General features: G+C 70.0%; 17 protein-coding genes. 7 read left to right on the plus strand and 10 right to left on the minus strand.

What is annotated here, in order from left to right:
- Positions 1-853: 853 nt before the first annotated feature.
- Positions 854-1,258, minus strand: coding sequence for a coenzyme B12-dependent isobutyryl CoA mutase small subunit (gene icmB, locus EDD30_RS14585; RefSeq protein ID WP_071808089.1), 405 nt, complete (start codon positions 1,256-1,258; stop codon positions 854-856).
- A gap of 415 nt (positions 1,259-1,673) precedes the next feature.
- On the opposite strand from icmB, the gene EDD30_RS14590 reads away from it, so the two are divergent.
- Positions 1,674-2,414, plus strand: a complete 741-nt coding sequence (locus EDD30_RS14590) for a M23 family metallopeptidase (RefSeq protein ID WP_071808091.1) — start codon at positions 1,674-1,676, stop codon at positions 2,412-2,414.
- Between the two features lie 568 nt (positions 2,415-2,982).
- A complete protein-coding gene (locus EDD30_RS14595; protein WP_244945245.1) occupies positions 2,983-3,807 on the plus strand; it encodes a M23 family metallopeptidase in 825 nt (274 codons plus the stop codon).
- A 91-nt stretch (positions 3,808-3,898) separates the two neighbouring features.
- On the opposite strand, the gene pcrA is transcribed toward EDD30_RS14595, so the two are convergent.
- Entirely contained in the window at positions 3,899-6,331 is a 2,433-nt protein-coding gene (gene pcrA / locus EDD30_RS14600) for a DNA helicase PcrA (protein ID WP_071808850.1), read from the minus strand.
- Between the two features lie 237 nt (positions 6,332-6,568).
- On the opposite strand from pcrA, the gene EDD30_RS14605 reads away from it, so the two are divergent.
- Together EDD30_RS14605 and EDD30_RS14610 are read left to right on the plus strand one after the other, a co-directional pair.
- Entirely contained in the window at positions 6,569-8,425 is a 1,857-nt protein-coding gene (locus EDD30_RS14605; RefSeq protein ID WP_071808851.1) for a bifunctional metallophosphatase/5'-nucleotidase, read from the plus strand.
- A gap of 240 nt (positions 8,426-8,665) precedes the next feature.
- Entirely contained in the window at positions 8,666-8,998 is a 333-nt protein-coding gene (locus EDD30_RS14610; RefSeq protein WP_071808852.1) for a chorismate mutase, read from the plus strand.
- 225 nt (positions 8,999-9,223) lie between these two features.
- Here EDD30_RS14610 and EDD30_RS14615 read toward each other — a convergent pair whose 3' ends face one another.
- The 7 genes from EDD30_RS14615 to EDD30_RS14645 form a co-directional block, all read right to left on the minus strand.
- Positions 9,224-10,240 (minus strand): ABC transporter ATP-binding protein, encoded by a 1,017-nt coding sequence (locus tag EDD30_RS14615; RefSeq protein WP_071808853.1) that lies wholly within the window; start codon positions 10,238-10,240, stop codon positions 9,224-9,226.
- Positions 10,241-10,313: 73 nt separating this feature from the next.
- Positions 10,314-11,345 carry an ABC transporter ATP-binding protein gene (locus EDD30_RS14620; protein WP_071808859.1) on the minus strand — a complete coding sequence of 344 codons (1,032 nt, stop codon included), beginning with the start codon at positions 11,343-11,345 and terminating at the stop codon, positions 10,314-10,316.
- A gap of 8 nt (positions 11,346-11,353) precedes the next feature.
- Entirely contained in the window at positions 11,354-12,295 is a 942-nt protein-coding gene (locus tag EDD30_RS14625; protein ID WP_071808854.1) for an ABC transporter permease, read from the minus strand.
- Positions 12,288-13,214, minus strand: coding sequence for an ABC transporter permease (locus tag EDD30_RS14630; protein ID WP_071808855.1), 927 nt, complete (start codon positions 13,212-13,214; stop codon positions 12,288-12,290). The genes EDD30_RS14625 and EDD30_RS14630 overlap by 8 nt, the downstream gene beginning before the upstream one ends.
- 133 nt (positions 13,215-13,347) lie before the next feature.
- A complete protein-coding gene (locus tag EDD30_RS14635; protein WP_071808856.1) occupies positions 13,348-14,979 on the minus strand; it encodes a peptide ABC transporter substrate-binding protein in 1,632 nt (543 codons plus the stop codon).
- Positions 14,980-15,248: 269 nt separating this feature from the next.
- Complete coding sequence (locus EDD30_RS14640; RefSeq protein ID WP_071808857.1) at positions 15,249-15,914, minus strand: response regulator; 666 nt, start codon at positions 15,912-15,914, stop codon at positions 15,249-15,251.
- Positions 15,911-17,188, minus strand: a complete 1,278-nt coding sequence (locus EDD30_RS14645) for an ATP-binding protein (protein WP_071808858.1) — start codon at positions 17,186-17,188, stop codon at positions 15,911-15,913. Before EDD30_RS14645 ends, EDD30_RS14640 begins: the two co-directional genes overlap by 4 nt.
- Before the next feature lie 155 nt (positions 17,189-17,343).
- Here EDD30_RS14645 and EDD30_RS14650 point away from each other — a divergent pair, with 155 nt between their 5' ends.
- From EDD30_RS14650 to EDD30_RS14660, 3 genes are all read left to right on the plus strand, one after another.
- Positions 17,344-19,044 (plus strand): PspC domain-containing protein, encoded by a 1,701-nt coding sequence (locus EDD30_RS14650; RefSeq protein ID WP_123678290.1) that lies wholly within the window; start codon positions 17,344-17,346, stop codon positions 19,042-19,044.
- Positions 19,041-19,595, plus strand: coding sequence for a hypothetical protein (locus EDD30_RS40615; RefSeq protein ID WP_244945246.1), 555 nt, complete (start codon positions 19,041-19,043; stop codon positions 19,593-19,595). The genes EDD30_RS14650 and EDD30_RS40615 overlap by 4 nt, the downstream gene beginning before the upstream one ends.
- 66 nt (positions 19,596-19,661) lie before the next feature.
- Positions 19,662-20,903 (plus strand): phosphatidylserine decarboxylase, encoded by a 1,242-nt coding sequence (locus EDD30_RS14660; RefSeq protein WP_071806585.1) that lies wholly within the window; start codon positions 19,662-19,664, stop codon positions 20,901-20,903.
- Between the two features lie 173 nt (positions 20,904-21,076).
- Here the strand turns inward: EDD30_RS14660 and EDD30_RS14665 are convergent, their stop codons facing one another.
- The gene (locus tag EDD30_RS14665) at positions 21,077-22,054 is read right to left on the minus strand and encodes a CDP-alcohol phosphatidyltransferase family protein (protein ID WP_394328274.1); all 978 of its coding nucleotides are present in this window, start codon (positions 22,052-22,054) and stop codon (positions 21,077-21,079) included.
- Positions 22,055-22,222: the final 168 nt, after the last annotated feature.

The following is a 22,222-nucleotide window of genomic DNA, read 5'->3' on the forward strand; positions in this document are numbered from 1 at the left end:
CTCGCGACGCTTGCCCCGGCAAGCCGCGTACCTGCGTCCCGACCTTGTGCGCGGCGCGTCGTTGCGTCGCCGCCAGCGTGAGGAATGTCGGCCCCGGTGATGCTCGAGGCCTCGATTCGCAGCCTAGCCAGTCAGCGGAGTCCAAGGGGTTCGCGGGGGGTTGCTGTGCAAGACGGCACAGGTTTCACGACTTTCACGACGCTCAAGAGCTTGAAGAACCTCAGAACCGTTCTCAGGTACGCGGACACGGGCAACCAACCGCGACACCGGGGCTGGACCGCCTTCGGCGGCTACCGCTCCGGACCGTAGCCACTCCAGGCCGTCCGCCCCCTCCGGCCCACCGCCTGCCCGCCCCGGCCCACTGCGTGCCCAGCCCGGCCACTGGGTGCCCACCGCCTGCCCGCCCCGGCCCACTGCGTGCCCAGCCCGGCCACTGGGTGCCCGCCGCCTGCCCGCCCCGGCCCACTGCGTGCCCAGCCCGGCCACTGGGTGCCCGCCGCCTGCCCGCCCCGGCCTACTGTCTGCCCGGCTCGGCCGGCGGCGGGGGACGGCCGGGACGCACGACGGCCCGGGCGCGGTAGCCGCCGGAGGCGGTCCGGCCACGTTGTTGCGGTGGGGGGGTGGGGAGCCGCGTACCAAATCCCAAAGATCTTGATCCTCACTCAGAACACCGCGTAACCCCGCCCCGGAGGCGTCGTTGAGTGTGGTGTCGGAGCGCTGAGCGACGACGAAGGCGGCCGATGCCCTGTCGGTCGAGGGGTGGCGGCGGGGCATCGTGCATGAGAGGCCGGACGTGTGAGGGGTGCGTCCGGCCTCTCCCCTTAACTCTTCGCAGTTATTTGGTGATTATCCGTCAAGAAACGGGGGTCGCCACATTGGCGCGCACCCATTCGATGATGGATGCCGTCGTCGCGCCCGGAGTGAAAATGTGGGCGACGCCGATCTTTTCCAACTCGGCGATGTCGTCGGCCGGAATGATGCCTCCGCCGAAAACGACGATGTCGGCTGCATCGCGTTCGGCGAGCAGTTCCAGGACCCGCTTGAAGAGCGTCATGTGGGCACCCGAGAGCACCGAGAGGCCGATCGCGTCGGCATCCTCCTGGACGGCCGTCTCGACGATCTGCTCGGGCGTCTGGTGCAGCCCGGTGTAGACCACCTCCATGCCGGCGTCACGCAGGGCCCGGGCCACCACCTTGGCTCCTCTGTCGTGCCCGTCGAGTCCCGGCTTGGCGACCACGACCCTGATCCGTGCTTGCATGTTGCGACCCCTTCGGCGCGCGTCGAGTCAGACCTTAACGAACGGTAACCCGGGCACGTTGAACCCTGGTAGCCGCCGCTCCGTACTATCCGCCGGCACCGAAGAGGCTCGGGCGCTCCGATGCAAGCACCGTTCATTGTATTCCCCGTCACATTACGTTGTGTTAGTTACCTAGCTACGGAGGGACAACCCTGCAGCTCCTCAGAAAAGCTGACCAACTCGGACAATCACCGTCGAATGCTCCGACAGAACTGTCAGGGAATTGGCGCTGCGACTTGTGACCGGCGTTGCGTTTCGTTACCGTGGCTCCCGGCTGTCAACCGGTTAAACCCGGACCTGCGGCTCGGCAAACCACCGTTCAGCACCTGCTATCCCCCGGTGGCTGCCGCTTATCGTCACCGACGGAGGGTTGTTCGTGCGTCAGCGCTTGTCGTCTGAGCCCGACCGCTATCGCGGCCGTCGCCGCGTCCCGACTCCTCCGCGCAGCCGCTACGCCGCGGTCGTCACCTCCGCCTTCGTCGGCGCGGGAGTCGTCGCCCTCGGATCGGCGTCGCAGTTGCCCGACGCCAAGGCCGTCAACCCGACGGTCCTGCAGAACCTCGAAGAGGCCGCCACCGCCCAGGAGGCCCTGGCGGAGCGCTCGGCAGACTCCGGCGACCGCGCCTCCCGCGGCGAGGAGCGCACCGTCGCCGCCACCGCCCCGGTCAGCGAGGAGGAGGCCGCCGCTCAGGCCTGGCACCTGCCCCTCGAGGACTACGAGTTCACCGCCCCCTACGGCATCCGCTTCGGCAAGCTCCACGCCGGCATCGACCTGGCAGCCCCGGAGGGAACGCCCTACAAGGCGGTCCACGGCGGCGAGGTGACCTCGGCCGGCTACAACGGCGGCTACGGCTACTCGATCACCGTCAAGCACGACGACGGCACCGAGATGATCTACGCTCACTCCCGCCGCCTGCTGGTGCAGGCCGGAGACCAGGTGCAGGCCGGACAGATCATCGGCGAGGTCGGCAACACCGGATATTCGTACGGCACCCACCTGCACCTCGAGGTGCACGTCGACGGCTCCCCGACCGACCCGATCGGCTTCCTGAGGGACCACGGCGTCGACATCAAGCTCAAGATCGATTCCGTCCTCGGGACGCTCGCGGCCTCCTGAGCCGCTCCCCCTCCCTCCCCGAGCGACCCGGCCGCTTTCCGCGGCCACCGGGGCCCGCTGGCCACTACCTCACCGCGCCATCTCCCCCGCGGCCACACGGCTCCCACGCCACCCTTCCTCCGCGGCCACCCTCTTCTTCCGCGGCCACAGGACTTCCCCGCCCGCCCCTCCTCCTGTCGCGCCGCGCCCACCCTTTTTCTGTGGCTGCATGTGCGTCCGTGCCGTCTCTTCCTCCCGCGACCGCTCTCCTCTGCGGTTCCACCGCTTGCCGCGCCACCGCCCGCGTTCCGTGCGCCGGTCGCCGCTGTGCGTCGCTGCCTGACGATCTTCCGGACCGGCCTGCCGCGCCGTCATCGAGATGGAGTCCGTCCGGTGGACCGCCGAGCCCCACACCCGACCCGCCGCCGCTGAGGCCGGCGTTTCCCGGCGACGACGGCCGATTCCGGCCACTCCGCAACCGGCCGGCAACCGGGGCGGTAGCACGTCGGCGGGCCCACTCAGGGCCCCCCGGCCCGGTGCCGACAGGCAGGTGTCGGACCGACGTCGGAGCCTGGAGGATCAACCCACCGTGCAGCATCGAGCCCCACGGAACGCGCCCGGCCGGCACCGCAGGACCATCCCGCTGCACAGCCACCGTGCCCCGCGCGAGCCGATCGCCGAGAAGGGCCGCTACGCCGTGGCCGCGGCCCTCGTCGCGGGCGTGGGCGTCACCGGGGTCGCCGCCGCGAGCGACGGCAGCACGCCGGCCAGAGCGGTGGCACGGGCGAACAGCCAGGCGAGCGTGACCCCTTCCCCCAGCCTCACGTCGTCCCCGTCCCCGGCGACCAGCGTCGCCCCGACGGCGGCGACCAGCGCGACCCCGTCGGCGGCCGGCCTGACCCAGAAGGCGGCGGCCAGCGTGGCCTCGGCGGTGGCCGCGGGCGCCGAGCCGGACGGTCAGCCGTTCGTCGCCCAGCGCCGCAAGGTCAAGCCGCTTCCGCAGTGGGTGCATCCCATGCCGGAAGGCACGGTCACGTCCTGCTTCGGCCAGCGCTGGGGACGCCTGCACGCGGGCCTCGATCTCGCCGCGCCCACGGGTACCCCCATCCGCGCCGTGGGCAAGGGCGTCGTGGTCTCCGCGGGTCCCGCCGAGGGGTACGGCAACGCGGTGCTGATCGACCACGGCAACGGTTACCTCACCCACTACGGCCACCTGTCGGTGATCACTGCCACGGTCGGCCAGCGGGTCGAGGCGGGCGACCAGATCGGCGGGGAGGGCTCCACGGGTCACTCGACCGGTCCGCACCTGCACTTCGAGGTGCACGAGGGCAGCTACCAGAACCCGATCGAGCCCACCCGGTGGATGCACGAGCACGGCGTCGACATCGCCGGCTGCGCGACGTTCGAGGCCTGACCGGAAGCCGACCGACGCCTGCCACACAGGCACGCTGTCGACATCGCCGGCTGCGCGACGTTCAAGAACTGACCGGGGGCGGTCCGGGCGGTTACAGCTTCTCGATGGGCGCGTGCCGCAGGATCAGCCACATGACCTGGTCGCCGAAGTCGATCTGGGCGCGGGCGCCCGGACCCTGACCCTCCACGGTCACCACCCGGCCCAGCCCGTACCGCTGGTGGTTGACGCGGTCGCCGGCCGCCACCTTCGGGGGCTGCTTCATCTCGCTGGCCGTGGTCAGCTTGCTGGCGTCCACCCCGAGTCGCTCGGCGAGGCGTTGCGCCTTGGGCGTTCCCCCGGCGAAGCCACCACCGCGGCCGAAGCCACGCCCCGAGTCGCCGCCACGCCCGAGGTCGCCGCCGCGGCCGCCCACGCCGCCGCCGGTACCCGACCATGACGTGTACGAGCCGGCCGTACGCTCCCAGCGCACCAACTCCGGCGGAAGCTCGTCGGTGAACCGGGACGGCGGATTGTACTGCGGCTGTCCCCACGCCGAGCGGGTCACCGCGCGGGACAGGTAGAGCCGCTGGCGGGCGCGGGTGATGCCGACGTAGGCGAGCCGCCGCTCCTCTTCCAGCTCGGTGTTGTCGCCGAGGGCGCGCATGTGCGGGAAGACGCCGTCCTCGAGCCCGGTGAGAAAGACCACCGGGAACTCCAGGCCCTTCGCCGTGTGCAGCGTCATGAGGGTGACCACGCCCTGGTGGTCCGGGTCGTCGCTGGGGATCTGGTCGGCGTCGGCGACGAGTGCGACCTGCTCGAGGAAGCCGGCCAGGGTGGCGGCCTGCGCGTCCTCCTCCTCGGCCTGCGCCTCGACGCGTTCGGTGTACTCGCGGGCGACGCTGACGAGCTCCTGGAGGTTCTCCACGCGGCCCTGGTCCTGCGGATCGAGGCTCTCCTCCAATTCGGACAACAGGCCGGAGCGCTGGAGCACGGCCTCCAGCACCTCCTCCGGGGGTGCCGTCCGGGACAGCTCCCGCAGGTCGTCGAGGAGCTGGACGAAGTCCGCGATGCTGTTGGCGGCCCGGGTGGAGATGCCCGGCGCGTTCCGGGCGTGGCGCAGGGCCTGACCGAAGGAGATGCGGTCGCGAGTGGACAGTGCCTCGACGCATGCCTCGGCGCGGTCGCCGATGCCCCGCTTCGGGGTGTTGAGGACCCGGCGGATGCTCACCGTGTCGTCGTCGTTGACCACAGAGCGCAGGTAGGCGAGCGCGTCGCGCACCTCCTTGCGCTCGTAGAAGCGCACGCCGCCGACAACCTTGTAGGGCAGGCCGACGCGGATGAAGACCTCTTCGAAAACCCGGGACTGCGCGTTCGTACGGTAGAACACGGCCACATCCCCCGGCCGCACCTCGTGGCTGTCGCCCAACCGGTCGATCTCCCGCGCGACCCAGTCGGCCTCGGCGTGCTCGGTGTCGGCCACATAGCCGACGATCTGCTCGCCGGCACCCTGGTCGCTCCAGAGCCGCTTGGGCTTGCGGCTGGTGTTGCGGTCGATGACGGCATTCGCCGCGGACAGGATCGTCTGGGTGGAGCGGTAGTTCTGCTCCAGCAGGATCGTGCGCGCGTCGGGGTAGTCGCGCTCGAACTCCAGGATGTTGCGGATCGTCGCGCCACGGAACGCGTAGATCGACTGGTCGGCGTCGCCGACCACGCACAGCTCGGCCGGGGGGACCTCGCCGCCCTGGGTGCCGACGAGCTCCTTGACCAGCATGTACTGCGCGTGGTTGGTGTCCTGGTATTCGTCGACGAGCACGTGCCGGAAGCGCCGGCGGTAGGCCTCGGCGACGTGCGGGTGCGACTGGAACAGGTGCACGGTGGCCATGATGATGTCGTCGAAGTCGAGCGCGTGCGCCTCGAGGAGGCGACGCTGATAGAGCTCGTACGCCTCGGCGACGGCCCGCTCGTTGGGCCCCTTGGCCTTCTCCTTGAACGCGGCCGGGTCGATCAGCTCGTTCTTGAGGTTGGACACCTGGGCGGCGAGGCCGCGCGCGGTGTAGCGCTTGGGGTCGAGGTCGAGCTCGCGGGCGACGAGCTGCATCAGGCGCCGCGAGTCGTCGGCGTCGTAGATCGAGAAGGTGCTCTTGAGCCCGGCGTGCTCGTGCTCGGCCCGCAGGATGCGCACGCAGGCCGAGTGGAAGGTCGAAACCCACATCAACCGGGCGCGCGGGCCGACGATGGCGGCAACCCGTTCCTTCATCTCGCCGGCGGCCTTGTTGGTGAAGGTGATCGCGATGATCTGGCCGGGATGCACGTCCCGCTCGGCGAGCAGATGAGCGATCCGGTGGGTCAGCACCCGGGTCTTGCCCGATCCCGCACCGGCGACGATGAGCAGCGGCGAGCCGGCGTGGGTGACCGCGTCGCGCTGCGGCCCGTTGAGGCCGGCCAGCAGCGCCTCCGGATCGAGGCGCCGGGGCGCGGCCCGCCGCGGCTCGCCTGGGGAGGCCGGGGAGGCCGGGTGCTGGCTCGGCGGCTTAACCGCGGGCATCGCGAACAGGGGCTGCGTATTTTCGGGAAGGGCTCGCATCGCGCGGACAAGTCTATGCCCGGGGTCCGACAATCTTTGCGGGACCCGGGGGCGCACCGAGGGCGGAAACGCCACGAAAAGGTTGCGCGACCGGCGCTCGCAACCAACCTGTCATCCGGAAGTAGTAGCGCTGACCAGCGTCGATGCACCAGGCTGTCGAGGTTGATTGATCTCACCCCGACCGGGAGACCACATACTATGAACCACCCCCGCCGTCGCGGCTGGGCTGTGCTGCGTCACCTCGCCGTACCCGCCCTCGCACTGGCCGTCGTCGCCACGCTGCCGACGACCCGCTCCGAGGACGCCCCCGCCGCCCCCGAGTATCTGGCCGGCCTCGCACCGATCAGCGTCAACTACGGGCTTCCGTACGGACCGACCGTCAAGGGCCAGTTCCTCAGCTACAACGACTTCCACGGCGCCATCGACCCGCCCGCCGGGTCCGGGGCGGTCGTCAACGGCGTCCCCGCGGGCGGCGTCGAATACCTGGCCACCTACCTGAAGAAGCTGCGGGCCGAGGCGGCCCAGGACGGCCGGCAGACGCTCACCGTCGGCGCCGGCGACCTCATCGGCGGCACGCCGCTGGTCAGCGCCGCGTTCCACGACGAGCCGACGATCGAGCTCATGAACGAGGTCGGCCTGCAGGTCTCGTCGGTCGGCAACCACGAGTTCGACGAGGGCGTCGACGAGCTGATCCGCATCCAGCGCGGCGGCTGCCACCCGGTCGACGGGTGCCAGGACGGCGACGGATACCGCGGGGCGAAGTTCACCTACCTCGCCGCCAACACCATCAGCAAGAAGACCGGCCTGCCGATCCTGCCCCCGATCGACATCAAGTTCGTTCAGGGACAGCCGGTCGCCTTCGTCGGCCTGACCCTCGAGGGCACCCCCGGCATCGTCAACCCGGCCGGCATCAAGAACGTGCGGTTCGCCAACGAGATCCAGACTGCCAACAAGTGGGGCAGCCTGCTAAAGCTGTTCGGCATCAAGGCGCAGGTGCTGCTCCTGCACCAGGGCGGCACGCAGAAGGGCTCCGAGGACAACCCGGTGCCCGGCGTCTCCGACTGCAACGACTTCGGCGGCCCGGTCGTCGACATCGTCAAGGGCCTCAACCCCGAGTTCAGCCTGGTGGTCTCCGGGCACACGCACAAGTTCTACTCGTGCGAGCTGCCCAACGCGAAGGGCACCTCGGTGGTGACCAGCGCCGGCAACAACGGACAGGTCGTCACCGACATCGACTACACCATCGACCGGCGCACCGGCCGGTTCGCCGAGGTCACGGCGAAGAACGTGGTCGTCGAGAACGGCGTGCCGGACGGCAACGGCGGCTGGAAGAAGGACCCCGCCACCGGCGCCTTCCTGAAGAACCCCGACACGGTGGACGCCAAGGCCAAGAAGGTCGCCGACAAGTACCGTACGGCGGTCGCGCCGATCGCCAACAAGGTCGTCGGCACCATCACGGGCGACATCGTGCGTACGGTGGGCGCCAACGGCGAGTCGCCGCTCGGTGACGTCATCGCGGACGGCCAGCTCGCCTGGACCAAGAACGACGGCGCCCAGCTCGCGCTCATGAACCCGGGCGGCATCCGCGCCGACTTCGACGCCGAGGGGTCCGCGGGCGGCGAGCCCGACGGCAAGGTGACGTACGGCGAGGCGTTCACGGTCCAGCCGTTCAACAACCTCGTGGTGACCCAGACCCTCACCGGCGCGCAGCTCAAGGACGTGCTGGAGCAGCAGTTCGTCGGCTTCGGCGGCCAGACCACCCAGCGCATCCTGCAGGTGTCGGCCGGCGTGACCTACACCTGGAACAGCACCGCGGCGCCCGGCTCGAAGGTGTCCGAGCTGAAGCTGAACGGCACGCCGATCGATCCGGCGGCGTCGTACCGGGTGACGACGAACGACTTCCTCGCGAACGGCGGCGACGGGTTCACGAACCTGGCCCTCGGCACCAACCGGACCACGGCGGCGGGCTTCGACATCGACGCCCTCATCGGCTACCTCAGCGCCGGCGACCCGATCGCGCCGGGCCCGGCCAACCGCATCACCAAGGCCGGCTGAGCAAGGCCCGCCAGAGCGTCATCCCACGCTTCGGGCCGTTTCCTTGCGGGGCGGCCCGGACCGGGGGCATACTCGCTTCGTGATTCAGCGCGCTTCGTATTTTTACTACGGCACCGGAGGTCCGGCGACCGTAGGACGCGTCTGAACGACATGCCTACATCAAGCCCCGGGCTTCCCAGCCCGGGGCTTGATGCTGCCCGGGCTGGGCCGACCGCGGCCTCAGCACCCGAGGAGCAGGACATGACCGCAGACCTGATCGACCAGCCCGAAACCGCGGCCACCGCCGGGCACGATGCCGCCGGCCAGCCGACCGGCACCAGCGACCAGCTCGCGGCCGACGAGATCCACGCGATCCGCGAGCGCATCGACGCGATCGATCAGGCGCTGATCGACCTCTGGCTGGAACGATCGCACCTGTCGCAGCAGGTCGGACGCACCCGCATGGCCTCCGGCGGCACCCGCCTGGTGCTGTCGCGCGAACGTGAGATCGTCGAGCGGTTCCGCGAGGCTCTGGGCCCCGACGGCACCCAGGTGGCGCTCCTCCTGCTCCGCGCCGGCCGCGGGCCCCTCTGACCGCCCTCGCGGGTTTGATCTTCGGGTGAAGCTCAGCCACTCACGCACGTGGCAGGGTGCGGGCGGCCGCTCAGGAGCCGCCAGGCGACTGGGCGCCCGCGCCCGGTCTCTGGCGGGAGCGACGTCTCGGACCACGACGAACCCGAGTCATCCAGAATGTGATCTGCACACAAGCGAAAGGGGCCCGCCCACCCGGACGGACCCCTCAACGCCGAAAGCCGACATTCACACCGCGTGAACCACGTCCCGCGGCTCTGCGAAGTGGCAGGCGCTCGGGTGCGGCGAGCGCTCCCGAATCTGCAGCAGCGGCTCCTGCTCGGCGCAGACCGGCTGGGCCTTCCAGCACCGCGTGCGGAACCGGCAGCCCGAAGGGGGGTTCGCCGGCGACGGCACGTCGCCCTCCAGAACGATCTGGTCGCGGTGACCGCGCAGCCTCGGGTCCGGCACGGGTACTGCCGACAGCAGAGCCTGCGTGTACGGGTGCGTCGGGTTCTCGTAGATCTGCTCGTCGCCGCCGATCTCGACAACCTTGCCGAGGTACATGACCGCGACCCGGTCCGAGATGTGGCGGACCACGGACAGGTCGTGGGCGATGAAGATGTACGAGAGGCCGAAGTCGCGCTGCAGCCCCTCCAGCAGGTTGATCACCTGTGCCTGGATCGACACGTCGAGCGCGGAGACCGGCTCGTCGCAGACGATGATCTCGGGCTTGAGCGCGAGCGCCCGGGCGATGCCGATGCGCTGGCGCTGGCCGCCGGAGAACTGGTGCGGATAGCGGTTGACGTGGTCGGGGTTGAGGCCGACCGTGTCCAGCAGGTCCTGCACGGCCTTCTCGCGCCCCTTGCGAGGGGTCACCTCGGGGTGGATCTCGAACGGTTCGCCGATGATGTCGCCGACCGTCATGCGCGGGTTGAGCGACGTGTACGGGTCCTGCAGCACCATCTGGATGTTGCGGCGGGCTCTGCGGAGCATGCCGCCCTTGAGCTTGACCATGTCCTGGCCGCGGACGTTGATCGAGCCCGCGGTCGGCTTCTCCAGCCCGACGAGCAGCTTGGCCAGCGTCGATTTGCCGCAGCCGGACTCGCCCACCACGCCGAGCGTCTCGCCGCGGCGCAACTGGAGGTCCACGCCGTCGACCGCCCGCACGGCGCCGACCTTCGACTGGAAGACGATGCCCTGGGTGATCGGGAAGTGCTTCTTGAGACCTCGGGTCTCGAGCACCACGTCGTTGCGGTCGCTCATACCATCGCCTCCCCTGGCGCTCCGGCGATGGCCTCGGCCATGCACTCACTCACTGATTCGCACGTACGCTCGCTCATTCGCCGACCACGTCCCGCCAGAAGTGGCACCGGGAGGTACGCCCCGGCGCGACGACGTACGGCGGTGGCGGCGGGTCCTGCCGGCACACGTCCTGGACGTAGGCGCAGCGCGGGTTGAAGGCGCAGCCCTTCGGGATGGCGGTCAGCGCCGGCGGCAGGCCCCGGATGACGTTGAGCTGCTGACCCTTCATGTCGAGGCGGGGGATCGACTCGAGCAGGGCCTTCGCGTACGGGTGAGACGGGCGCGCGTAGATGTCGTAGACCGGCGCCTCCTCGACGACCTTGCCCGCGTACATCACGGAGATGCGGTCCGCGACGTCCGCCACCACGCCCATGTCGTGCGTGATGAGGATGAGGCCCATGTTGCGCTGCTGCTGGAGCTCCGCGAGCAGGCCCATGATCTGGGCCTGCACGGTCACGTCGAGCGCCGTGGTGGGCTCGTCGGCGATGAGCACCTCGGGGTCCAGCGCCAGCGCCATCGCGATCATCACGCGCTGCCGCATACCGCCGGAGAACTGGTGCGGGTAGTCGCCGATCCGAGCCCGGGCGGCCGGGATCTTGACCTGGTCGAGCAGCTCGATCGCGCGCTTCTTGGCATCGGCCCGGGACATGCCCCGGTGCTTCCGGAAGAGCTCGCTGAGCTGGTATCCGACCGTGAACACCGGGTTCAGGGCCGACAGCGCGTCCTGGAAGATCATCGCGATCTGATTGGCACGCACCTTGCGGCGCTGCTTCTCCGGCAGCTTCAGCAGGTCGAGGCCGCGGTACTTGACCTCGCCCTTGGTGATGTAGCCGGGCGGGCTGTCCAGGATGCCCATGATCGCCTGCGCGGTCACGGACTTGCCGCAGCCGGACTCGCCGAGGATGGCGAGGGTCTCACCGGGCGACAGCGCGAAGTTGGCACCGTTGACGGCGTGGGCGACGCCGTACTGGGTGCGGAACTCCACGTGCAGGTCGTTCACTTCGAGCAGCGGGGCGTGCGGGTCCAGGCCCGGCAGCACGTCGATCTGCGCCTTGATGTCGGTCATGTCTGCGGTCACCGCAACTTCGGGTCGAAGGCGTCGCGGACGGCGTCGCCGAGCATGATGAAAGCCAGCACCGTGGCCGCGAGGAAGACGGACGGCCAGATCAGCGGGCCGGGCTCGACCCGGGCCAACGGACCCGCCTCGGCGATCGAGATGCCCCAGGAAATGGCGTCGTTCTTGAGGCCGATGCCGAGGTACGACAGCGTCGCCTCGCTGGCGATGTTGGTGCCCAGCAACAGGGTCAGCACCACGATGAAGGACGCGGTCGAGTTCGGCAGGATGTGCCGCATCATCAGCCGCGCCGGGCCGGAGCCGAGCATTCGGGCCGCCGCCACGTAGTCCTGGTTCTTGGAGGCGATGACCGAGGAGCGCATGATGCGCGCCGCCGTCGTCCAGCCGAGGAAGCCGAGGGTCAGGGTCACCGCCATGACGCCGTCGCTGGACGGGTCGGCCGAGAGGCGCTTGGCCAGCACGATCGCGGCGAGCAGGAACGGGATGCCGAGGACGACGTCGATGAAACGCGACAGCACAGCGTCCACCCAGCCGCCGAAGTAGCCGGCGCCGAGCCCGAAGATCAGGCCGATGATGCCGGCGAGCAGAGTCGCCACGATGCTCACCTGCAGCGAGTTGCGCGCGCCGTAGATGGTCTTCGCGTAGATGTCACAGCCCTGGTAGTCGAAGCCGAAGAAGGCGTTACCGGTGGGGCCGTCGTGCTGGCGCGACAGGTTGCAGTCGCGCGGGTCGCCGGCGCCGAACAACCCGGGCCATACCGCCATCAGCGTGATGATGACGACCAGCACCGCCGCGAACCAGAAAATTTTGCTCTTGCGGAGGTCGATCCAGGCGTCGGCGGCAAGGCTGCGCGGCTTGTCCTTCTTGCTGGCGTGCCGGGGTTCGGTCGGCGCCTCACCGCCGGGGCCCGCGGCGGAGACTACGGCGTCGATGTCACTCATAACGAATCCTTGGGTCGAGGGCGGCGTACAACAGGTCGACCAGCAGGTTCACGACCAGGAAGACGATCACGAGGATGCTGACGAACCCGACCACGAGCGGACCGTCCTCGGTCCGGATGCCGCGGAAGAGGTTGAAGCCAACCCCCGGGATGTTGAAGACGCCTTCGGTCACGATCGCGCCGGACATGAGGCCACCGATGTCGACGCCGATGAGCGTCACGACCGGGATGAGCGAGTTGCGAAGCACGTGCACGCCGATCACCCGCTTGCGGGACAGACCCTTCGCGCGAGCCGTGCGAACGTAGTCGGAGCGCAGGTTCTCGGCGACGGAGGCGCGGGTCACCCGCAGCTCGGTCGCCAATACCAGGCTGCCCAGCACGACAGCGGGCATCAACAGGGCGTAGAAGGTGGGATTCGCGCCCGCGGTGGGAGGGAACCAGCCGAGCTTGATGCCGAAGATGAGCTGGGTCAGCGGGGCGAGCACGATGATCGGCAGCGACAGGATGATCAGAGTGATCACCAGCGTCACGTTGTCGAACAGGCCGCCACGGCGGATGCCGGAGATGACGCCGGCGGTGATGGCCACGACGGCGACGATGACGATGGACATCAGCGCGAGCTTGATGGTGATCGGCCAGGCCGTCGCCATCATGTCGCTGATCTGGCGACCGGTCAGCGACTGGCCGAAGTCACCGGTCAGCAGGCCCTTCATGTAGTACCAGTACTGCATGAGGAAGGGCTCGTTGAGGTGGTATCGCTCAGTGAGCGCCAGACGGACGTTCTCGGAGATGGGTCGTTCGCCCGCCAACGCCTGGAGGGGGTCGTCCTGGTTGGCGAACATCAGCGCGTACACGATGAAGGTGGCCCCGAAGAACGTCAGGACCATCTGTAGTAGGCGCCGCACGATGTAGCGGAACATACGGATTTAGCCTCTTCCGCGGAAGATGCGCCGCCCGGCCTCGTGGGCCGCGCGGCTGATAGGAGGGGAGACACAGCGGTGGCGTCACGGTTTCACAAAAACCGTGACGCCACCACTGCACGAACGGCTTAGATCACTTCTTCACTTCGATCTTGTAGAGGTTCACCTTAGTGAAGATGTCCACCTCTACGTTGGTCACCTTCTCCGAGTGGCCGAAGTTGTTCTGGCCGAAGCGGAGCGGGATGACGGGCATGTCCTTGGCGAGGATGTCCTCGGCGGCCTGCCACTTGGCGACGGCCTCCTCGGTCGTCTTCGCCGCGGAGCCTTCCTTCACCAGGTTGTCGAACGCCGGGTTGCTGTAGCCGTAGTAGTTCGAGGAACCACCGGTGGCGTACAGCGGGCCGAGGTAGTTCTCCATCAGCGGGTAGTCCATGACCCAGCCGAGGCGGATCAGGCCGACCGGCTGCTTCTTCTCGACCTTGGTCAGCAGGTCGGCGAACTTGGGCTCGCCGACACCGGTGCAGTCGATCTGCAACGCCTGCTTGATCTGGTTGCACATCGCGTCGACCCAGGCCTTGTGGCCACCGTCGGCGTTGTAGGTGATCTGGACCTTAGCCGGGCCGTTGTTCTCCGTCCAGAGTTTCTTGGCCTCGGTGGGGTTGTACTCGCAGCTGGCACCACAGGTGTTCTCGCGGTAGCCCGCGACGGCGGGCGACACGAAGCTGGCGGCCGGGGTCTGCGAGCCGAGGAAGATCTGGTCGGTGATCTCCTTGCGGTTGACCGCCATGGAGAGGGCCTTACGCACGTTGACGTTCGAGAACGACTTGTCGAACGTCGGGAAGCCGACGAACTGGAAGGTCGAGGCCGGGCTCTTCTTGAAGCGCTCGCCCAGGTCGCCCGGCGCGGACGCCAGGCTCTCGATCGGGATCTGGGTCTGCACGTCGTCGTTGCCGGCGACGAGGTCGGCGTACTCGGCCTTCGCGTCCTGGTAGATCTTGAAGGTCACGCCGTCGATCTTCGGTACCTCGCCCTTGAAGCCCTGGACCTTCTCGACCTCGATCTTCGAGTCGTGCTGCCAGGTGCCCTTCATCTTGAAGGGACCGTTACCGATGATCGCGTCCTCGAAGCCGTCGGCGATCTTGCCGGGAGCGGAGAACGCGGCCTTGGGCAGCGGGTGGAAGGCGGTGTAGCCCATGACGGACTTCCAGCCGGCGAACGGCGCGGAGAGCGTCACGGTGAAGGTCGAGTCGTCGATCTTCTTCAGACCGGTCAGGGTCTTGGCCTTCGGCTCGGGGGCCTTCTGCGGGCCCTCCTCGCCGTCCGGGTCCTTGGACTGGAGGTCCGCGTAACCCTCGATGCGCTCGTAGAAGTAGGAGGCACCCTGGGCGTTGGGGCCGTAGGCGCCGTAGTTCCACGCGTCGATGTAGTTGTCGGCGACAACCTGCTCGCCGTTGTGGAAGGTGAAGCCCGGCTTCAGCTTCACCGTCCAGACCTTGTTGTCGTCCGAGGTGACCGACTCGGCGGCAACCTCAAAGGGCTTGTTCTCCGCGTCGAAGTCGATGAGCGGGTAGAAAAGTGCGGCAAGGACCTGCGCACCACCGCTTTCCGTCGTGTTCGACGGGATCAGGTGCTGCGGTTCAGCGATTCCGATGACGATGCTGTTGGACGCGGAGTCAGCTTCCTCCGACCCGCCTCCGCAGCCTGCAGCGAACAAGGCGATGGCGGTCGCGCCGACCGCCATCTTCCATGGGCGATTCCCAAACATGGGAGTGCCTCCTTCAGGGGCGCTCACGAGGGGTTGTGTGAGTAGGTGCCACCTTTACACAGCGGCCCTAGTCCTTGAGGCCGCCGTTATCAACCCGATATTCGCCCGTTGGGCCTCGGCCGTCTCCGAAGGCTCGTACTTTCGGTCAACGACAAGGCGCTGACCAGCGGTTACCCGTCAGTCGTAATGGTCTGACAGCGATCCGTAAGCGCAATGTCGGGTTTCGCCCGTGGCGCGTCGAAAAGTCCCCGCCGGATGGATGAGGCCGGCTAGACGAGCCGACGATCCGCCGCCCATCTGGACAGTTCATAGCGGTTGGACATCTGCAGTTTCCGCAACACGTTCGACACATGCGTCTCCACCGTCTTGATGGAGATGTACAGCTCCTTGGCGATCTCCTTGTACGCGTACCCACGCGCCAGCAACCGCAGCACCTCCCGCTCACGGTTGGTGAGCTGATCGAGCTCCGGATCGGCCACCGGGACGTCCGGGCGCGCGGCGAAGGCGTCCAGCACGAAGCCGGCCAACCGCGGGCTGAACACCGCGTCGCCGTCGGCCACCCGCCGGACCGCCGCGGCCAGCTCGTCGGGCGAGATGGTCTTGGTGACGTAGCCGCGCGCGCCGGCCCGGATCAGACCGATCACGTCCTCGGCGGCGTCGGACACCGACAGCGCCAGAAACTTGACCTGTGGGTGCGTACGCCGCATCGCGTCCAGCACGGCCCGGCCCCCGCCGTCGGGCATGTGCACGTCGAGCAGCACGACGTCGGGCTCGGTGGCGGCGATGCGGGCGACCGCCTCGGCCACGGAGCTGGCCTCCCCCACCACGTCGACGTGCACGCCCAGCTCGGCGCGGACGCCGGCCCGGAACATCGCGTGGTCGTCCACGAGGAAGACGGTGAGGCGGCGGCCCTCCTCGGCGGCGGTCTCGGTCATCGTGCGTTCTCCTTTCCGGCGGCGACGCTGTCGCGCGAGGCGGGCAGTGTCAGGCGGACCTCCGTGCCGTCCCCGGGTTCGCTGCGGATCACGGCCTTGCCGCCGTGCCGCTGCATACGTCCGATGATCGAGCCGCGTACGCCATGGCGGGTATCTTCCACCGCGTTCAGATCGAAGCCGGCGCCGCGGTCGCGGACGAAGACGCTGAGCTCGTCGTCCTCGACTTCCGCGTACAGCGAGACGGTCCGTACGCCCGCGTGCCGGGCGGCGTTGACCAGGGCCTCGCGCGCGGCCGCGACCAGGGCGGCGACCCGCTCGTCACACTGCGTGTCGCCGACCACGACGGTCTCGACCGAGATCGCGTACGTGTCCTCGACCTCGGCGGCGGCCTGTTCCAGGGCGGCCGAGAACCGCTCGGTCGGCGACGCGGCCGGTTTGTAGAGCCAGTTGCGCAGCGAGCGTTCCTGACCTCGGGCGAGCCGCTGCACCTCTTTGATGTCGGTGGAGTTGCGCTGAATGAGGGCGAGCGTGTGCAGCACCTGGTCGTGAATCATGGCGGCGACCTCGGCGCGCTCCTGCTCGCGGATGCGCCCCTCCCGCTCGGAGCGGAGCTGGCTGAACGTGCGCCACAGCAGCGGCGCCACCACCACGCCGACCCCGAGCAGCCCGACCAGAGCGAAGATCACGCCGTTGAAGACCGTGGTGAGGTTGCCCTTGGGCAGGAAGACCGCCAGCACGCCGATGACGCCGACCGCGACCAGCACGCCGCCGCCGATGAAGCGGAACACGAAGGACCGGCGGTCACTCTCGGCTACCACGGCGGCAAGCCACGGGGTCTGCGAGGCGCCGTCCGTCCACTGGCTGCGCCGGGTGGGATCGGACTGATGCCAGATCACACCGGCGCCGACCGCGATGACCGCGACCAGCCAGCCGACCGTCCCGGCCACGCCGTTGTCGCTCGAGACCAGCGCCTGCAGCAGCACCACGCCCAGGCCGATGGCGCCGAACGGCAACAGCAGCACCAGGTCGCGCCGGGGGGTCACCCCGGTCGGCGCCTGCAGCGGCAGCACCGCCCAGAAGACGGCGTACAGCAGCAGGCCCAGGCCGTTGAAGCCGAGCAGCAGGACCAGGGCGATGCGGACCGCTGTGACGGATATGCCGAGGTGGCGCGCGATGCCGGCCGCGACACCGGCGATGACGCGGTGCTCGCGCGGCCGATAGAGGCGGCGCGTCGGTGGCGGTACGGCGGTGGCGGTGATCGCTGCGCTCCTCACGGGCGGGTGCGGAAGGTGACCTGTTCGATCGTCACACGTCCGGCAGGCCGGGGCCACGGGGAACTTCCCCCATGACGGGTACCCCCGGATCTCAGGGTGGTGTCAGGGTCGCCGCCTGAGGCGAGCCGGGCGGCCCGGGCGCCAGTATCGAAGCCATGACCGACGAAGCTGCCCAGTCCCGCGAAGCTGCCGGGTCGTCGCAGGACGCTCCGGCACCTTCCGCCGTTCCCCCCTCCCCTTCCGGCACGTTCACCACCCCGGAGGACGGGCAGGCGGATTCGTCCGGTTACGAGTCCGCTGCCGCGTCTGAGCCGCCGCCGGCCGAGACGCCCCCGGCCGCCGGTCCGCCGCCTCCCCCTCCGCCGCCTCCCGGCGGGAACGCGCCTCCGTGGTTCAGCGCTCCGGACGGCCCCAGCTTCTCTCGCGAGAAGCTCGTCCGTCCCGCCCGGGGCCGCTACATCGCCGGCGTGTGCGCCGCGATAGCCCGCGCCACCAACACCGATCCGGTGCTGTGGCGGGTGCTCCTCGCCGTCCTGGGCTTCTTCGGCGGCGTCGGCGTGCTCGTCTACCTGATCGGCTGGCTGCTGATCGCGGCCGAGGGCGACACCGCCTCTCCGGTCGAGTCGCTGCTCGGCCGCGGCCGCTCGGCGATGGCCCCGCTCTCGGTGGTCCTGCTCGGCGCCACGACGATGCTGACCTTCGCGTTCATCGTGCGGGACGGCTTCCGCGCCACGTTGCTGGCGGCCGCGGTGCTGCTGTGCGGCGCCCTCGTGCTCAAGAAGTCCTCCAGGTCGACGGGTTCCGGGACGGTTCCGGGGGCCGCGGCGGGCGATCCGTGGGCCGCGGCCGCCACGTTTCCCACGGCGCCGACCGCCGCTCCGACGCCGGCCCCGACGCCGGATGACGATCCGACGACCGCGTTCGCGCCCGCCGGCGGTCCGGCGCCCGCCCCGGCACCGGCCGGCGAACCGGTGACCGCGCCACTGCCGGCGATGCCGCCGTTCACCCCCGCGGCCGGAGCCACCTCGGCCGGGACCACCGCGGCCGGGACCACCTCGGCCACGGCGGCGGCGCCGCATCAGGCGCCGGCGCCGCCGAAGTTCGGGCCGCCGTCCGGGGGCTTCCGACCGCCGTTCGCACCGCACGGGCCGTGGGCGCAGGGCTCGGGACAGCCGCCGCACGGTCCCTGGACGCAGCCGGGGCAGCCGCCGTACGCCCCGCCGCAGCCCACCAGGCCGCCGAAGCCCCCGAAGCCGCCGCGCGAACGCTCGAAGCTGGGCCGGATCACCTTCTCCAGCGTCGTGGTCGTGATGGGCGTCCTGACGGTGTTCGACCTGGCCGGTGCCGCGGTGCCGGTGTCCGGGTACTTCGCGGGCGCCCTGGCCACGATCGCCCTGGGTCTTATCGTCGGCGCCTGGTTCGGCCGGGCCCGCGGGCTGATCTTCCTCGCCATCCTGGCCACGCTCGGCCTGTCCATCTCCTCCGGCGCGGAGACCTTCGGCGGCCAGTTCGCCAACAATTCGTACCGGCCGCAGAGCCTCGCGGCGGTGGCCGACCGCTACGACTTCTCGGTGGGCACCGCCACCCTCGACCTGCGTGCGCTGGACTTCACGGGACACGACCAGGCGGTCACGGTGACCATGAGGTTGGGCCACGTCAAGGTGTTGCTGCCGGACAAGGTCGACGCCAGCACGAGTATCTCCATGGACGACGGCCGGGCGGTGGTCTACGGCCGGGAGACGACCGGCAAGCTCGATATGCAGGGCGCCACTGATCTCGGCCCGGACGGCAAGGGCGGCGGCAACCTGCAACTGACGATCCAGATGGACGCGGGCAACGTGGAGGTGACCCGGTGAAGCCGCACCGTACGGACGGCATTTCGCTCAGTTTCGGCTTGATATTCCTGCTGGCGGCGTTCTGGTGGGCGGTCGCGAAGATCGTCACCGTGCCGCTGCCACAGCCGGGCTGGCTGGTCGCCGGCGTCCTGATCCTCTTCGGCACGATCGGACTGCTCGGCGCGATCCGGGGTGGCCGCCGGGCCGAGGTGCCCGCGCCGGTGGCGGCGGAGGCCGAGGTGGAGACGCCCGGCGACCTGCCGCCGGAGATGCACGCCGACATCGTGCGGGAGCTGCTGAGCGACCCGGTCCACCGGATCGACCTTGTCCCGGACCCGACCGCCGCCCAGCCCGTCCCGTCCGCCCCGCCCGTGGCCCAAGGAGGACCGGCGGTGGCTCCCGGAGGGCCGGCGGTGGCTCCCGGAGGGCCGGCGGTCGCCCCCGGAGGACCGACAGCGGCCCAGGGAGGGCCGTCGGTGGCCTCCGGGAACTCGGAGGCGAGCTTGGAGGCGGGCTCGGGCGAGGGCGCGGGCGGGGATACGCGGCCGGACCTTTTCCGGCGGCAGGACTGAGCGGACGGACCGGGCGCGGGTCACACCAAGAGGTGGGACCCGCGACCGCGCAATATGCTCTAGCCCATGACGTTTCCCTCCGTGTCCGCCGCGCCCGTGACCGCCGTCGGCCCCCGCGCCGCACGCAGCCTCACCGCCGAGTTCGCCCGCCAGAACGCGGCGACGACGGCGCTCGTGATCGGCGCCGACCACGCGTCAGCCGTGGTGGCCGCGGCGCTCGAGGCCCTGCTTCCCGGCGACACCCTCATCCTGGTCGCAAGCGAGCGGAGCACCGTCGGCCTGCTGCGCGACCACATCACCGGGTTGGGGAGCTGGATCGCCGAGCGGGTGCGGATCGTCGAGTCGCTCGCCGAGGCGGAGCCCGCCGACGTGGTCATCCTCGGCGAGCCGCTGACCGGCACGGCCGAGGAGACCCGCGCCGTCCTCGACGGCCTGAGCAAATACCTCACCGACGGCGCGGTGGTCTCGGTCGCGACGCCGGCGACCCCCGGGCGGACGGACGGAGCGGCCGCCGAGCTGTTCCGGCAGAGCGCCCTCTTCGGGGTGGGTTCCGACCTCGTGCTGCGCAACCAGCCGCCGCTGCGCGTCCACAAGCTGCGCTTCACGCCGGCGGACACCGCGAAGGCGGCGACGCTGGCACCGGCGTACCGGCCGTCCAGCGTGCCGGTGACCCGGAGCATGCATCTCGACTCCAACGGCGTGGCCGCGGCGGGCATCGCCCTGGGTCTGGCCGCCCTGGCGCGCCGGGCCCGCCCGGCGTCGAAGTTGTGGCTGCTCCCCGCGCTGGCGGCGGCGCCCGTGGCGGCCTTCTTCCGCGACCCGGAGCGCGACGTCCCGGGCGATCCCGCCGCCGTGGTGGCGGCCAGTGACGGCAAGGTCCTGTCGGTGGAAAGGCTGACCGACGAGCGCCTCGGCGACGGCGAGTTCCTGCGCATCGCGGTCTTCCTGTCGGTGTTGGACGTGCACGTCAACCGCGTCCCGGTCGCGGGCCGGGTGACCGACTACTTCGTGATCGACGGCGGCTACGCCAACGCCATGACGGCCGCGGCGGAGCACAACGTGGCGGCGTACACGGTCCTGGACACCGATCGCGGGACCGTGGCGGTCGCCCAGCGGACGGGCCTGATCGCCCGCCGCATCGTCCAGCGCATCCCGGTGGGCACCCTGGTGGCCCGGGGCGAGCGCATGGGCCTGATCCGCTTCGGCTCCCGCACCGACGTCTACCTCCCGGCGGACCGGGCCGAGGCGACGGTCGCCGTAGGCGACAAGGTCCGCGGAGGCACCTCGGTGATCGCCCGCTGGATCTGACTCCGGCAGCAAGCTGGATCCAGCTCCAGCAGCAAGCTGGATCCAGCTCTCGCAGCAAGCTGGATCCAGCTCTCGCAGCAAGCTGGATCCAGCTCTCGCAACGAGCTGGATCCAGCTCTCGCGACGCGCAAAAGGCCCACCCGCAAGCGGGTGGGCCTTTTCATGAGGTTTCGTCAGGCGCGGCGGACCCGCACCCACATGACCGGGCCGCTGAGCAGGTAGGCACCGACCACCATCACGAACGTCAGTCGGGCGTCCACCAGCGCGCCCACGACCGGAAGCAGCCAGAGCCACGGCGGCAGCTTCACGATCCGGGCAAGCTTCGCGTACGGGAAGCTGGAGACCATCGCGAACGCCAGCAGGGCCACCCCGCCGAGTACCACGATCCCCGGCAGCGGCAGGCCGATGAGCACCGTCAAGGCGAGCACCGCCGCGGCCATCGTCGTCGGCACGCCGGAGAAGAACTTCCCGTCCTTGGGCGACACGTTGAACCGGGCCAGCCGGATCGCGGCACAGCCCGCGACGAGCACGCACGCCACCCCGGCCGCGGCCGTCGGCACCGTGTGCGCGAGCGAGGCGTAGACCACCACGGGCGCCGCGAGCCCGAACGAGCACATGTCGGCCAGGGAGTCCATCTGCGCGCCGAACGGGCTGGAGACCCCGAGCCGCCGGGCCAGGGCACCGTCGAGCCCGTCGAAGGCCACGCAGGCCACCAGGCAGGCGGCGGCGAAGCGGGTCTCGCCCTGCATGGCGAGGAAGATGGCGAGCAGGCCGAGGCCGAGGCTCGCCAGGGTGCACAAGTTGACCAGCGCGAAGCTGATGCGGCGGCGGACCGTGTGCTCGCCGGGGAGCAGCGCCCCCGACTCGGCCTCGATCGTGGCCGGCTGGGCCATGGCGACCGCGCCGTGGCTGCCCGAGGTGGCCACCGTGCGGCCACGACCGGCGACCGACACGAGCTCCGTGCCGGTGTAGATGACTTCCGCCCGGGTGGCGGTGGCGGCGCGGCGCGCTTCCGCGGATCGGCCTCCCACTCGCACCAGCAGGGCCTGCCGGGCGAGACTTCCGCCGCGGCGCAGCCGGCCTGCCCAACGACGCCCGGCGGGACGGGGACTATCCGTCGTTCGACGCCGGCGCCACGGGGTTCTCGGCACGTGCTCCTCCATCTGGGGTCGGTATGCCCGCCGGCTGCGGCCGTCGCGGGGTGCTGCCCATCGCCCGTACGTCTACGGACCGTCACTAAAGCGGGTTACACAATCGCACAGCCGGGCCCTCTTGGCGAGGGACGAATCGACCGTCCTGTGCAACGACGTTCTCTGGAG

This window comes from Couchioplanes caeruleus (genome assembly GCF_003751945.1).
Classification (GTDB): Bacteria; Actinomycetota; Actinomycetes; order Mycobacteriales; family Micromonosporaceae; genus Actinoplanes; species Actinoplanes caeruleus.